Raw genomic sequence first — 14,009 nt, forward strand, 5'->3', positions numbered from 1 at the left:
GGGAGGACCATGAGTCAGGCAGCGGACGCGCTCACCCGTCTCCGGCAGCAGGTGGCCGGAGCGGTGACCAGGGGGGCTCGCGCGGCGGCCGAGGCGAGGGAACGGACGGCGGGTTTCCGCGAGTCGACCCGGGCGCTCGCCGAGCAGGCCCGCGAACGTCCACAGCGGACCGGGCGCGGCGACCTCACCGACGGCGAGCTGAGCCGGGAGTCGACGGCCTTCCGCGCCGCCGCCGGCCTCCCGGTGGCCGAGTTCCCGTCCGAGGAGGACCCCCGCCCCGCCGGGACGGCGGGCCCCGAGGCGCGGGACGAACCGTTCCCGCGACGGGGGGCCGATGTGGACGACGGCGACGACGAGGACTTTTCGCAACAGCGAATCCTGTGTTGACCTGCGAGAACACGGGGTCGCGTTAACGGCAGCAACTACTTGGGGGAACTTCGGGACAAAGGGGAACCGCTGCTGGCAGGGTTTGCGTCGCATGAACGTTCCATCGGATTGATCCTGAAGGGGGACTCCTCCAGATGAGCAGCTACGAGGTCACGCCGGAAGAGATGGCGCAGGCCGCTCACGACGTCTTCAACACCAACGACGAGATCCAGGGCGTGCTCAGCAGCCTCCAGAGCACCTGCGGCAACGTCGCCGGCTTCTGGTCGGGTGGTGCGGCCACCGCGTTCCAGAACCTCATGGAGCGGCTGGACCAGGGCGGCCAGAAGGTCAACGAGGCGCTGCGGGAGATCGGCGACCAGCTCAAGGGCTCGGGCGAGGAGTACGCGCGCCTGGAAGAGGAAGAGGCCGCCTCGATGAGCTCCATCGACAGCCGCCTGAACTTCTGAGCCGTCACGGCGCTTGAGTTCTTCCGTACCGACGTCTTTTCCCCGACCCGAGAACTGAGAGGGCACTCGCCATGAGCGGGATCAAGGTTACGTTCGCCGAAATCCAGAACGCCTCCGCGGAGGTGACCAGCGCGGGCAACCAGCTCGAGGAGACGCAGAACGCGCTCAAGAGCCGGCTGGCCCCGATCGAGTCGAGCTGGTCCGGTGAGGCCATGGACGCGTGGCACGCGTCGCAGGCCAAGTGGGACCAGGGTGCCGAGGAGATCCGCACCACCATCGCCGCGATCGGCACCGCGCTGAGCCAGGCCGCCGACAACTACCAGGCTGGTGAGAAGGCGAACGCCGCGCGCTTCGCCTGATCGGCCGTCCAGCCGTGTGTGGCCCCGGAGCTCCGGCCCCGGGGCCACGGGTGTGTCCGGGGCGAGGAGGCGGGCCGGGTGCTCGCCGCCGCTCCGCGTGCCGCCTCCCGGCCCGGGCTGGGTCCGCGACCAGGTGCCGTCGGTGGGAGGGACCCGTCCCCCGGCGACCCCGTCGGTGGCGCCTCCGCCCCTCCCGCCGCACCGCGCCGCCGTCGAGGGGGACCGGGCGGCGCCCCCTGCGCGCCGCCCGGTGGGCGGGTGCGCCGATGTGTTCCTCGTCATGCCCCTCCGGAGGGGGTGGGCGTTCGTGCCGTCCCCACCAGCGCCTCGCCGCAGCTCAACGAGCCGAATCCGCCGTGGCCACCCACCCGGGTGAGACACCTCCGCCCGGGGATGCGATGATGTCGGAAGCCAGGTCGCGGAACCCTTCGGCGGTCCTGGCGGGAGTTGCGCGGTGGACCTGCGGATCGGGTCCGCGGCCAGTACCGGGGTCCTGGTGAGGACCCGTTTTGACCCTTCCAGGCAGCGGCGGGTATGTTCTTCCGTTGTTGTGCGGTGTCCGGTGCGGGCTGCTACCCGCGTCCCTCGGTGCAGGACCCTGAATCACGGGCTGACCAGTCGAGGGCGACCGCCGCAGTAACATCCCGCAGCCAACCCGATGCGAACGACGACGAGGTAATCCTGTGCGCACGTACAGCCCGAAGCCCGGCGAGGTGGAGCGCGCCTGGCATGTGATCGATGCCGAGGATGTCGTGCTCGGCAGGCTCGCCACCCAGGCAGCCACCCTGCTGCGCGGCAAGCACAAGCCGATCTACGCCCCGCACATGGACACCGGCGACTTCGTTGTCGTCGTCAACGCCGAGAAGGTGGCGCTGACCGGCCACAAGCGCGACCAGAGCTTCGTGTACCGCCACAGCGGCCACCCTGGTGGTCTGCGCAAGCGCTCCTTCGGCGAGATGCTGGAGAAGCAGCCGGAGCGTCTCCTGGAGAAGTCCATCAAGGGCATGCTCCCGAAGAACCGGTTGGGCCGGGCGATGGCCCGCAAGCTCAAGGTGTACGCGGGCCCGCAGCACCCGCACGCTGCGCAGCAGCCGCAGCCCTTCCAGATCGGCAAGGTGGAGAAGTGACGACGGCGAACGAGCACCCCGAGAACGAGCTGGCCCCGGAGGTCGAGGTCCCGGTCGAGGACCAGGACCAGGCTCTGGCTGACTTCGACGTGGCCGTGGACGACGAGCCGGAGGCCTACGACGAGGTGGCTGCTGCGCCGCTCGTGGCTGGCCCGGTGCAGACCGTCGGCCGCCGCAAGGAGGCCGTGGTTCGCGTGCGCCTGGTGCCCGGCACCGGCGGTTTCACCCTCAACGGCAAGAGCCTCGAGCAGTACTTCCCGAACAAGGTCCACCAGCAGATCATCAAGGAACCGCTGGTGACGGCCGACAAGGTCGAGTCCTTCGACATCTTCGGCAACCTGCGTGGCGGTGGCCCCTCCGGCCAGGCCGGGGCGCTGCGCCTCGCCATCGCGCGTGCCCTCGTCGAGGCCGACGCGGACGACCGCCCGGCCCTGAAGAAGGCCGGCTTCCTGACCCGGGACGCCCGGGCCAAGGAGCGGAAGAAGTACGGCCTGAAGAAGGCCCGCAAGGCTCCGCAGTACAGCAAGCGCTGACCTCGACCCGGTCAGCTCAACGCGCGGGAGCGGCTGTGCGTCCTCACACTGAGAACGCCGGCTGCTCCCGTCGCTGTTTCCGGAGGTCCCCCGGCCGACCGGACGCAGGGTCGGCGGAGCTCGGTCCCGTGGCGGGCCGAGGCGCGAGGACGGTCTCAGCAGCAGAAAGGTGCATCGACCATGGGCCGTTTGTTCGGGACCGACGGGCTGCGTGGCCTGGCCAACGCGGAACTCTCCCCGGAGCTGGCCATGTCCTTGGCGGTGGCGGCGGCCGACGTCCTGTTCGAGCAGGCTGAGGGTGCCCGCCCCACGGCGGTGCTGGGTCGTGACCCGAGGGCGAGCGGCGAGATGCTGGAGGCGGCCGTGGCCGCCGGCCTCGCCTCGGCCGGCGCCGACGTGCTGCGGGTCGGTGTCCTGCCCACCCCGGCCGTCGCGCACCTGGTCTCCGACCTGGGCGCCAGCTGCGGGGTGATGATCTCCGCCTCCCACAACCCCATGCCGGACAACGGCATCAAGCTCTTCGCCGCCGGTGGCGCGAAGCTCCCCGACGAGGTCGAGGACCGGATCGCGGCCAGGATGGCGGAGGGCGGCGGTGACCGTCCCGTCGGCGACCGGATCGGTCGGATCCAGGACGTGCCGGGAGCGCTGGACCGCTACCTCGACCACCTGCTGCTGGCCACGCCGCAGCGGCTGGAGGGCCTGCGGGTCGTGGTGGACTGCGCGCACGGTGCCGCCTCCACGGTGGCGCCCGAGGTGTACGAACGGGCCGGCGCCGAGGTGATCGCGGTGAACGCGGACCCCGACGGCCTGAACATCAACGACGGGTGCGGCTCGACCCACATCGAGGTGGTGCGGGACGCCGTGCTCGAGTACGGCGCGGACCTGGGCATCGCCCACGACGGTGACGCCGATCGCTGCCTGGCGGTGGACGCCGACGGCCAGGTCGTCGACGGCGACCAGATCATGGCCATCCTGGCCGTGGCGATGGGCGAGTCCGGTGAGCTCGTCGACAACGTGCTGGTCACGACGGTCATGAGCAACCTCGGCCTGCACCTGGCGATGCGGGAGCAGGGCATCGACGTCCGCACCACGGCCGTCGGCGACCGCTACGTACTGGCCGAGCTGCGGGCGGGCGGCTACGCCCTGGGAGGCGAGCAGTCCGGGCACGTCGTGCTCCCGGCCCACGCGACCACGGGCGACGGTCTGCTGACGGCCCTCCGGCTGATGGCCAGGGTGGTGGCGACCGGACAACCGCTGTCGAAGCTGGCCGGCGTGATGCGTCGGCTGCCCCAGGTGCTGGTCAACGTGCCGGTGGGGGACAAGGCGACGGTCGCGGCCTCCTCCTCCGTCGCCGAGGCCGTCGCCGAGGTCCAGCGCGAGCTCGGCGAGACGGGGCGGGTGCTGCTCCGCCCCTCCGGCACCGAGCAGTTGGTGCGGGTGATGGTGGAGGCACCCAGCCACGAGACCGCCGAGGAGGCGGCCCACCGGCTCGCGGGCGTCGTCGCCGCCGCCGGCTGACTGACCCGGTCCGCCGGGTCCGGCACCGCTGAGTCCGTGCCGGGTCGGACGAGGTGGCCCCTGCTCGGCCCGAGCACCGCCGGCGTGACGAGCCGGTCCCGCGACGGGCGGCCTGAACCTCGGCGCGCCACTCCGGCGGCCGGGTCGCCCCGCCCCCGCGCCCCACGGTCCCGAGCGCGGTCGTTCGCTACCGCGAGCCTGGACGCCGTTGCGGGTCGTCCGAGGGAGCGTGCCAGCGCCCGGCAGGCCCTTCGGGCTCCGGATCGACCGGGCCCGGCCGCCGGGCGGCCCTCGTCCACGACGCCACCCCGAGCTGCCACGGGCATTCGCGGCCCTCCGGGCGCCGCTCCGCCTGGCGCGGCGGTCGAGGCGAGCGAACTCCCTGGTGGTGGCCACCGGCGCCGGTGAGGCTCACGCGGTGTTCACACCTGCAAGGAGTAGCGGTAAGTCCACCCTGTGGTGCTGATCGGTCTGACACGATCGGGAACCAGGGAATGTTCACGCGCGTCGCACGTCACGCGGTGGTGCCGGACACCGACAGCGAGGCAGCAGGGGCTCCGGCAGGAGACAGGGGAGGCTGGTGCCAGTGGCCGCGGGCTACGGGACCGATACGGAAGCGATGTCGCGGGCAGCGCGGGGGATCGAGAGCGCGGCTGACGACGCGGAGTCGGTGCTGGAGGACACCGGGCCGGCGCAGGCCAGCGGGTTCGGCGTGGTCCACGTCGACCCGCCGCAACCCTACGCGGAGGGAGTGGGCGTCCTCGCCGAGAGCGGGGCTGCCTTCGTCGGGGTGCTGCGCGCCTTCGCCATGAACATCTCCGCGTCCGCCGAGGGGTACGCCGCCGACGACGCCGCCAACACCTCCACCGTCACCAACGCCGGAGGCAACCTGTGAGCGGGAACCGCGACTGGGCCGAGACCAAGGCCATCCTCGACGACCCCAACGTCGACCACGAGACCAAGCAGCTGCTGCTCCGGTCCTACGTGGCCCATCGACAGGCCTACCCCGGTGCCGAGGACGTCTGCTACGCGAACGAGCCGGAGGAGCTGGACCGGTACCTCGCCGAGCACGACGTCAGCGGGTTTCCGCCCTGGTTCCTGGCCGACCAGCTCGACTCGGTGATGGACGAGGCCCGCAGGCAGCAGGACGACCGCGGATACCAGGAGCGACAGGCGCGGGAAGCCATCAGCGAGGGGCAGCGCGATCTCGACCGGATCACGCCTCCGGGGCAGGCTGGTGGGGTGGACACCTCGGACGAGGTGCTCGACCCCGGTGAGGCCGGCCTCCGCTTCTTCGACACCTTCGGGCAGCTCCTCGCGCAGTGCCCGGCCGACACCATCCCCTACAGCCTGCCGGGCGGGAACCCCTACCCGGAGATCCTGGAGCGCTACCGGGAGCAGAACGGCATCCAGTTCGGCAAGATGCGGGAGGACGCCGAACGGCTCTCCGCGTCCCAGGCGGCGGTGGACGACGCCCTGTCGACCGTGGACCGGAAGTTGGAGACCCTGTTCGGCACCTGGGACGGGGAGGCCGCCGACACCGCTCGCCAGCACCACGCCGACAAGATCAAACCGAACGGCGTCGAGCTGTCCGAGGCGCTCGGCGGAGGCGCCGAGCTGTTGACCACCTCGATGGACACGGTGCACGGCCTGGTCGTCGACAAGGCGCAGTACGCCCTGGACAGCCACACCGACACGATGGGCGAGGCCACCCACTGGATGGCCGAGAACATCATCACGATCGCGGCGAAGGACACCGATCGAATCACCGAGGACGAGGCCAAGGTCGTCGCCGGCTGGCTGGACCAGCAGACCGGTTCTGACATCAGCGGTACCTTCGGTGGTTGCAGCTGGGGGTACGAGGCGAAGGACTACACGCAGCGGGAGTGCCGGCGCTGGATCCGGGAGTCCTTCACCGCCGAGTACGAGACGCTCTACTCGAGCTTCCTGGAGTACTGCGACACGGTCCGGGACTCGGTCGATGACTCCTGGCGGGCCCTGACCGACTACCTGGCCGACTTCGAGAACCCGTTCCAGGACGTCGAGGCCATGCCCTTCACCCCGGACGGCTTCCCCGGCGGGGACGGGACGCCCGGCGACCCGGGAGGGATGCCCGGCGGGATGCCGCCCGGGGGGATGCCGGGCGGCGGGGGCGGCTCGGAGGGCGGCGGCATGCCGCCGATCCCGGAGATGCCCGGTGGTGGCGGAAGCCCACCGGACATGCCCGAGATGCCGGAACCACCGGAGATGCCGGAGATCCCCGAGGTGCCGGAGGACCCGCTGGGTCTGGAGGACGGGGCGCCGGATCCCGAGGACCCGCTGGGTTTCGGGGGCGGCATCTACCCGGAACCGGTGGAGGTGACCCCGGAGGAACCCGGCGGACGCGTCACCCTGCCCGAACCGAACGAGGGGCTCTCCCTCCAGCCGGGCGAGGACGGCACCGTGCACCTGGAGGTCGAGGGCGAGGACGGGCAGTCCACCGAGTACGTCGTCGACTTCGGGGACGACGGCACGCCCCAGCTCACCCCCCTGCCGGCCGAACTGGGCGATGAGGGTCGTCCCGAGGTCGAGAACCAGCCGTACGGCCCTGGCGGCCCGGGCACGACCCCGCCCGGCCAGCCCATCCCGTTGCGCCCAGGGCCGGACGGGGTGGCGACCATCGAGCACGGGGGCGGCACCGTCACGGTGGAACGGGTCGAGGGCGAGGACGGGCGCTTCGACGTCACGGTGGTGGGGCCCGACGGCTCCCGGGAGTCCTACGCGGTGCACTTCGACCCGAGCTCGTCGGATGGCGGTGCGGGCGGCGGCGCCGCCGGTACCTCCCTGCCGGGAGCACCGTCGCGACCGGGACCCGGTGAGGGCGGGGACGGCTTCCGGACGATGCCGGCGGAGGCGGAGTTCCGGACTCCGGGTGAGCCCGGCGAGGGGATGCGGACGATGCCGGCCGAAGGGGGACTTCGGGCACCGACCGCCGAAACCCTGCCCGCCTCCGCCCCGGGCTTCGGCGGTGCGGGTCAGTGGACCAGCCCCGACTCGGCTCCGGCCGCCGCGGCTCCCTGGGGGCCGGCCGACCAGGGGCACACCGGGGTGGGCACCGGTGCCGTTCCGGGTGCTCCGCCGGCCGGTGGTTTCGTCGGAGGACCGACCCCTGGCGGCCCACCTCCCTCCTTCGGCGGGGTGCCGGGGCACGACCCGTCGATCGGCAACCACCCGACACCGGGCGCGCCGCCCGGGGGCGGCTGGGGGCAGGAACCGGGACGCTTCGGCGGCGGACCCGCCCCCGCTGGCGGTGGTTGGGAGCCGGGCTCGCCGGGCGGCGGTTCCGGGCCGGGCGCGGTCTCCCCGGCGGGAGCCGGCGGCGGTTCCGCTCCCGGCGGCTGGGGACCAGGCCAGTACGGCCCACCGGGTGGCGGGTACGGCCCGCAGGAGGGCTTCGGCCCCGGTTCGGGCCCCGGCGGTCCGGGTGCTCCTGCCGGTGGTCCCCCTTCCGTCAGCCCGCAGGGACTGATGGGCGGGATGAGCGGTGGCCCCGCTGGTGGACCCGACGGGCCGTTCGCCTTCGGCCCCGGTTCGGATGGTGGTCACGGTTCGTGGGGGGCTCAGCCCCACCAGGCCGGCAACCAGCCCTGGCAGGGGCCGGGTTCGGACTCCTGGCAGCACGGGCAGGGCGACCAGTACCGGGGCGGCCTGCCCAACACCTCGACGCCGCAGGCGAGTGGGCCCGCCGGCGCCGGTTTCGCGGCCATGCCGGACGGTGGTCAACCGGGCCAGGCCGGGCAGACCGGCCAGCAGGGCGCGGGCCAGTTCGGCCCACAGGGCCAGCCTGGTTACGGCCAGCAGGCGCACGCCGCTGGCCCCTTCGGGCCGGCGGGCCAGGGCGGTGGCGGAGCCGGCGGCCAGGGCGGCGGGATGGGCATGATGGGCGGCGGCATGATGGGCGGCGGCGGTCAGGGGGGCCAGGGCGGCCAGGACCAGGAACGTGGGCCCAGCCAGTGGCGGGTCCAGCACCAGGACGTTTTCGACGCCAACGAGGCCGCGGAGAAGGCGAGCCGGATGCGGTCGCTGTTCGACGGGGAGGACAAGCGATGAACGACGGGGACCACCGTGTCGCGGTCGGTGGGAGCGGGGGAGCCGGATGAGCGCGGCGGAGCGGTTGGCGGCGGCCAAGGGCCGCCTGGCCGGGATCACGAAGGAGCACGGTGACCGGCGTGCCCTCCTCGAACGTCGGGTGACGGAGAGCCGGAAGAAGCTGCGGGAGCAGACCCAGCAGCGTTTCGCGCACGCGGCGGCCGTGGCCAAGCGGCTGCACGAGAGCGCGGTGCGGCGGAAGGAGGCCGGCGGCTGGGACACCTCCGCCGCGACCCAGCGGGGCGGTGGCGGGGAGTTCGCCTTCGGCCCGGAGGACGAGGAACCCACGTCGGACCAGTACGGCGGGGCGCCCGTCGGGCACCCGCCGGCGCGTCCGGCCGCCGAGCCGGCCCCGGCTCCGGAGCCCCGGCGGCCGGACGTCCCGGTCGCCGGCCCGGCCGCGCCGTCACCCGGTGCCCCCCGGCCAGGCCTGGGCGGGCCGCCCCTGACGTCCCGGCGGCGGCGTGACGACGACGAGGACGAGGACTACTCGGAGGGCGGCTGGCTGCACTGATCGGCCAGGCCGGGGCGCGCTGGTGTCCCGGCCGTCCCGCCGGGGCCGGGTCCCGGTCGTGCGGTGTCGGGACGTCGGGTGGCCGCCGGGGAACCCGGCGAGCTGTGGCAGGGGCGCCCTCGGCGCCCCACCCGACATGGCCGGGGTGGTCTCCCGCCCATCGCCGTGGTGGGCGGTCCGTGGGAGTGCCCGGCGAGCGGCGGCCGCCGTCCCGGCGCCCCGCCCTGCCCCTGGGAGCTCGGGCGGAGGTCGGTGGTCCCCGCCCACCACCGGGAACCGTCGCCCACGGGTGCCGGCGTCAGGGACCACAGCCGCCCGCCCCGGCGCCGGGCCGGTCGGCACCCGTCAGTCACGTACCCGTGCCCCGCGCCCGTCAGGCGCCCCGCGATGGCGCGAGCCCGGCTGGGAGGTGGAGCCCTTCCCGGTCCGGCCCGCCCGGCTGGGCGGCGGTGGAGGCGGGTCAGGCGGGGAGACGGCCCCGGTCCTGCCGCCGGCCACGGCTGTAGTCGAGGGTCGCGCCCTTCACCTCGGTCTCCAACAGCGTGTCGTAGCGCCGGTCGTCGGTGAGCACGCGGAGCAGGAAGGCGGTGGTCAGGGCCTTCACCAGGTCCGCGTGTTGGCGCCGGGGCCGGCCGTCCATCAACAGGTCCGTCCAGTGGCGGCCCTCGGCGAAGGTCAGGTGGTTGGCCTTGCGCACGGTGCGTAGCTGCACCGGGCCCTTCCAGCCGTGCGAGACGGGCTCGGCCATCGCCACAGGGGGAGCGATCCGGTCCTCCTCGGCGGCCAGGTGCAGCGCCGGCGCCCCGCAGTCCCGCGCCGCGTTGATCGCCGAGGGCCGCGTCTCGGTGACGGCCAGGGTGACGACGGCCCTGATCTCCGGCCAGTTCGCCGCCGCGAGCACGGCCGCGCCCGCGCCGAACGAGTGCCCCACCACTCCCATCCGGTCGGGGTCGACGCTGATGTCCCCGGTGCCCAGCCGCACCTTCGCGCACACCTCCAGCGCGGTGTGGAGGTCGGCGGCGAAGAGCCGGTGCGAGGGCAGCAATCCCTGGTGGGTGGCGGGGGCGGCGACCACGAAGCCCCAGGAGGCCAGGTGGCGGAGCAGGTCGCGGTAGCGGCGGGTCGGCTGCATCCACCCGTGCCCGAAGGCGACCGCCGGAAGGCCCAGCCCCTGCCGTGGTGTGACGACCGTCCCCGGCAGTCCGACCAGCGCGAGGTCCCCGCGCAGCACGCCGTGCGGTCCTGGCTGGCTGAGTTCGGCGATCAGCTTCTTGGCAAAGCGGGCCATGAGGGGCGACGGTAGTCGATGATCGACGCTTCCGGGCAGTCGCGCCCCACCTGACCGCCACCTCACTCGATCCGAGGCACCGCGGCGGCGGGTCGGCGACGCGAGCGCCGTCACCCGAGGGGCTGACCGGTCCGGTGACGGAGTGTTGGCTAGCTACCCTGTTCGGCGTGTGCGGAATCGTGGGATACGTCGGGAACAAGCAGGCGCTTGACGTGGTGCTCGACGGCTTGCGCCGTCTCGAGTACCGCGGTTACGACTCGTCCGGGGTCGCGGTGCTTGACGGGGCCGGCGGCCTGGCGGTCGAGCGGCGAGCCGGCCAGCTGGGCAACCTGGAGGCCCGGCTCGACGAGGTCGGGCGGGACAGCCTGCGCGGGACCGCCGGCATGGGCCACACCCGGTGGGCCACGCACGGCGCCCCCACCGACCGCAACGCCCACCCCCACGTCGACACCACCGGTCGGGTGGCGGTGGTGCACAACGGCATCATCGAGAACTTCGGCATGCTCCGTGCCGAGCTGGAGCGGTCCGGTGTCGAGCTGGCCAGTGACACCGACACCGAGACGACCGCGCACCTCATCGCCAGGGCGTACGACGGCGTCGACGACCACGGCACGGCGGGTGACCTGTCGGCCAGCGTCCGCGCCGTCTGCCGCCGGTTGGAGGGCGCCTTCACCCTCGTCGTGACGCACGCCGACGTGCCGGGACGCGTCATCGCGGCCCGGCGGTCCTCCCCGCTGGTGGTGGGCGTGGGGGAGGGCGAGACCTTCGTGGCCTCCGACGTGGCCGCCTTCATCGAACACACGCGGGACGCCGTCGAGCTGGGCCAGGACCAGGTGGTGGAGATCGACGACGCGGGGTACCGGGTCACCGACTTCCACGGCGTGGACGTCGAGACCCGCCCCTTCCACGTCGACTGGGACATGGACGCCGCCGAGAAGGGCGGCCACGAGTACTTCATGCTCAAGGAGATCGAGGAGCAGCCCGAGGCGCTCGCCAACACCCTGCGCGGCCACTTCGTGGACGGCAGGGTCGTGCTGGACGAGCAGCGGCTCGCCGACCAGGACCTCCGCGACATCGACAAGGTGTTCGTCGTGGCCTGCGGCTCCGCGTACCACTCCGGGCTGGTCGCCAAGTACGCCATCGAGCACTGGTGCCGCTTGCCGGTCGAGGTCGAGCTGGCCAGCGAGTTCCGCTACCGGGACCCGGTGCTCGACCGGGACACCCTGGTCGTCGCCGTCTCCCAGTCGGGTGAAACCGCCGACACCCTGGAGGCGATCCGCCACGCCCGGGAGCAGAAGGCCCGGGTGCTCGCGGTGTGCAACACCAACGGCGCCCAGATCCCCCGGGAGTCCGACGCGGTGCTGTACACGCACGCGGGCCCGGAGATCGGCGTGGCCTCCACGAAGGCCTTCCTCGCGCAGGTCGCCGCCAACTACCTCGTGGGTCTGGCCCTGGCCTCGGCACGCGGGACCAAGTACCCGGACGAGGTCGCGCGGGAGTTCGCGGAGCTGGAGGCCATGCCCCAGGCGGTGTCCACGGTGCTGGGCACCGCTCCCCAGGTGCGGGAGCTGGCGCGGGACCTGGCCACCGCGAAGGCCGTCCTCTTCCTCGGGAGGCACGTCGGCTACCCGGTGGCCCTGGAGGGCGCGCTCAAGCTCAAGGAACTCGCCTACATGCACGCGGAGGGCTTCGCGGCCGGGGAACTGAAGCACGGCCCCATCGCCCTGATCGAGGAGGGGCTTCCCGTCGTCGTGGTCATGCCCTCCCCCAAGGGGCGGGCGGTGCTGCACTCGAAGCTGCTGTCGAACATCCGCGAGATCCAGGCGCGGGGGGCGCGCACGATCGTCATCGCGGAGGAGGGCGACGACACCGTGCGCCCCTTCGCCGACCACCTCATCGAGATCCCGGCCGTGCCGACCCTCCTCCAGCCGTTGGTGTCGACGATCCCGCTCCAGGTGCTGGCGGCGGAGATCGCCCGCGCCAAGGGGTACGACGTCGACAAGCCCCGCAACCTCGCGAAGTCGGTCACCGTGGAGTGACCTCGCGCTCGGTGGGTCGCGGGGGCGCCCGGCGGGGCTGGCCCGATCCCCTCGCCCTGCGCGAGGCTGGACGCGGTGGGTGAGGACGGTGGTGCGCGGGTAGCCCCCGACCGGGGCGGTCCACGGGGGCGCTCCCCCACCTCGGCCGGGCCGTCCGGTCCGCCGAACTGCGGCCAGCGGGAGGGCAAGTGCGGGGTGCGTGGACGACGACGCGGGTTCGGGACGCCGAGGACCGGTTGCTGCGCCGGGTGCCGTCCGCCCGGCTGATGCGGCGCGCGGCGTACGGGGTCGCGGTGGAGGCGGCCGTGATGTTGCGGGCGCACACCGGAGGTACCAGCGGTCGACGTGTCGTGCTCCTCGTGGGTGCGGGCAACAACGGCGGGGACGCGCTGTGGGCCGGCGCCTTCCTCCGCCGCCGTGGGGTGGACGTCACGGCGCTGCTGCTGGCTCCCGGCCGGGCCCACCCGGAAGGGCTGGCCGCCCTGCGCCGGACCGGCGGCCGAGTGGTGGAGGTCGGGGACCACGACGAGGTGACCGCCGTGGCCCCCCGCCTGGCCGCCGCCGATCTGGCGGTGGACGGGATCGTCGGGATCTCCGCGTCCGGGCCGTTGCGACCGGTCGCCGCCGAGGTGGTCTCGCGGCTGTCCTGCCCGGTCCTCGCGGTCGACCTCCCCAGCGGCGTCGACCCGGACACCGGAGCGGTGCCCGGGCCCGCGGTGCGGGCCACCGCCACCGTCACCTTCGGTGCGCGCAAACCCCTGCACCTCCTCGGCCCGGGAAGCGAACACGTCGGGGAGCTGCGGGTCGTCGACATCGGTCTCGGCCCGGAGCTGGGTGAGCCGGACCTCCGGGCGCTCGACCGGCACGACGTGGGGCTGGGCTGGCCGGTGCCCGGGCCGGCCGACGACAAGTACACGCAGGGCGTCGTCGGGGTGGCCGCCGGCTCCTCGGTGTTCCCCGGGGCGGCGGTGCTGGCGACGGGAGCGGCCGTCGCGGCGACCTCGGGCATGGTGCGCTACGCCGGACCGGCCGCGGACGCCGTGCGTTCCACCTGGCCGGAGGTGGTGGTCACCGGGTCGGTGGAGGACGCGGGGCGGGTGCAGGCCTGGGCCGCCGGACCGGGCATCGGGGTCGGTGAGACCGGGCGGAGGGTGTTGGAACAGGTCCTCGCGGCGGGGCTGCCGACGTGCCTGGACGCCGACGCGATCACGCTCCTGGCGCGGCACGAGGAACTGTGGGACCTCCACGACCCCGACACGACGTGGGTCCTGACCCCGCACGAGGGCGAGTTCACCCGCCTGGTCGGCGAGGTCGGCACGGACCGGGTGGACGCCGTCCGCCGGGCTGCGCGCCGGTTCCGCTGCGTGGTCCTGCTCAAGGGGAACACCACGGTCGTCGCGGACCCGGACGGCCACGTCCTGGTGAACCGCTCGACCTCGTCCTGGGTCTCGACCGCGGGGTCGGGGGACGTGCTGACCGGGATGATCGGTGCCCTGCTGGCCTCGGGGGCGGAACCGGCGCTCGCCGCCGCCTGGGCGGCCAGCGCCCACGAACTGGCCGGGGAACTCGCGGCGCGAGGAGCGCCGATCGGGGCGTCCGCGCTGGTCCCCTCGGTGTCCGAGGCGATCCGGGTGCTGCGGCGTTCCGCCGGACTGCTGCCGTGACACCAG

The 14,009-nt window shown here is 73.6% G+C and carries 12 protein-coding genes; 11 read left to right on the forward strand and 1 reads right to left on the reverse strand.

What is annotated here, in order from left to right; translation table 11 throughout:
* The first annotated feature begins 9 nt into the window (after positions 1-9).
* The 9 genes from C1701_RS13515 to C1701_RS13555 all read left to right on the forward strand — a co-directional run bounded on the left by C1701_RS13515 (position 10) and on the right by C1701_RS13555 (position 9,012).
* On the forward strand, positions 10-387 hold the full coding sequence (locus C1701_RS13515) for a hypothetical protein (protein WP_103055980.1): 378 nt from the start codon (positions 10-12) through the stop codon (positions 385-387).
* 134 nt (positions 388-521) lie between these two features.
* Positions 522-833 (forward strand): WXG100 family type VII secretion target, encoded by a 312-nt coding sequence (locus C1701_RS13520; RefSeq protein WP_035273667.1) that lies wholly within the window; start codon positions 522-524, stop codon positions 831-833.
* A gap of 71 nt (positions 834-904) precedes the next feature.
* A complete protein-coding gene (locus C1701_RS13525) occupies positions 905-1,192 on the forward strand; it encodes a WXG100 family type VII secretion target (RefSeq protein ID WP_026419491.1) in 288 nt (95 codons plus the stop codon).
* Positions 1,193-1,875: 683 nt separating this feature from the next.
* Complete coding sequence (rplM, locus tag C1701_RS13530) at positions 1,876-2,319, forward strand: 50S ribosomal protein L13 (protein WP_026419490.1); 444 nt, start codon at positions 1,876-1,878, stop codon at positions 2,317-2,319.
* Between the two features lie 89 nt (positions 2,320-2,408).
* Positions 2,409-2,852 carry a 30S ribosomal protein S9 gene (gene rpsI / locus C1701_RS13535; RefSeq protein ID WP_372493019.1) on the forward strand — a complete coding sequence of 148 codons (444 nt, stop codon included), beginning with the start codon at positions 2,409-2,411 and terminating at the stop codon, positions 2,850-2,852.
* Positions 2,853-3,032: 180 nt separating this feature from the next.
* Complete coding sequence (gene glmM / locus C1701_RS13540; RefSeq protein WP_026419488.1) at positions 3,033-4,370, forward strand: phosphoglucosamine mutase; 1,338 nt, start codon at positions 3,033-3,035, stop codon at positions 4,368-4,370.
* A gap of 580 nt (positions 4,371-4,950) precedes the next feature.
* Positions 4,951-5,265: a hypothetical protein gene (locus C1701_RS27370; RefSeq protein ID WP_155886199.1), complete on the forward strand. Its 315-nt coding sequence runs from the start codon at positions 4,951-4,953 to the stop codon at positions 5,263-5,265.
* Complete coding sequence (locus tag C1701_RS27375) at positions 5,262-8,459, forward strand: WXG100 family type VII secretion target (RefSeq protein WP_337662261.1); 3,198 nt, start codon at positions 5,262-5,264, stop codon at positions 8,457-8,459. The genes C1701_RS27370 and C1701_RS27375 overlap by 4 nt, the downstream gene beginning before the upstream one ends.
* A 46-nt stretch (positions 8,460-8,505) precedes the next feature.
* Entirely contained in the window at positions 8,506-9,012 is a 507-nt protein-coding gene (locus C1701_RS13555) for a hypothetical protein (protein ID WP_030104454.1), read from the forward strand.
* 460 nt (positions 9,013-9,472) lie between these two features.
* On the opposite strand, the gene C1701_RS13560 is transcribed toward C1701_RS13555, so the two are convergent.
* Positions 9,473-10,300 carry a dienelactone hydrolase family protein gene (locus C1701_RS13560; protein ID WP_035292502.1) on the reverse strand — a complete coding sequence of 276 codons (828 nt, stop codon included), beginning with the start codon at positions 10,298-10,300 and terminating at the stop codon, positions 9,473-9,475.
* Between the two features lie 167 nt (positions 10,301-10,467).
* Here C1701_RS13560 and glmS point away from each other — a divergent pair, with 167 nt between their 5' ends.
* The gene (glmS, locus tag C1701_RS13565) at positions 10,468-12,339 is read left to right on the forward strand and encodes a glutamine--fructose-6-phosphate transaminase (isomerizing) (protein ID WP_103055982.1); all 1,872 of its coding nucleotides are present in this window, start codon (positions 10,468-10,470) and stop codon (positions 12,337-12,339) included.
* Positions 12,340-12,527: 188 nt separating this feature from the next.
* Positions 12,528-14,003: an NAD(P)H-hydrate dehydratase gene (locus C1701_RS13570; RefSeq protein ID WP_103055983.1), complete on the forward strand. Its 1,476-nt coding sequence runs from the start codon at positions 12,528-12,530 to the stop codon at positions 14,001-14,003.
* Positions 14,004-14,009 lie beyond the last annotated feature (6 nt).

Source organism: Actinoalloteichus sp. AHMU CJ021 (assembly GCF_002895405.1).
Taxonomy (GTDB): domain Bacteria; phylum Actinomycetota; class Actinomycetes; order Mycobacteriales; family Pseudonocardiaceae; genus Actinoalloteichus_B; species Actinoalloteichus_B caeruleus.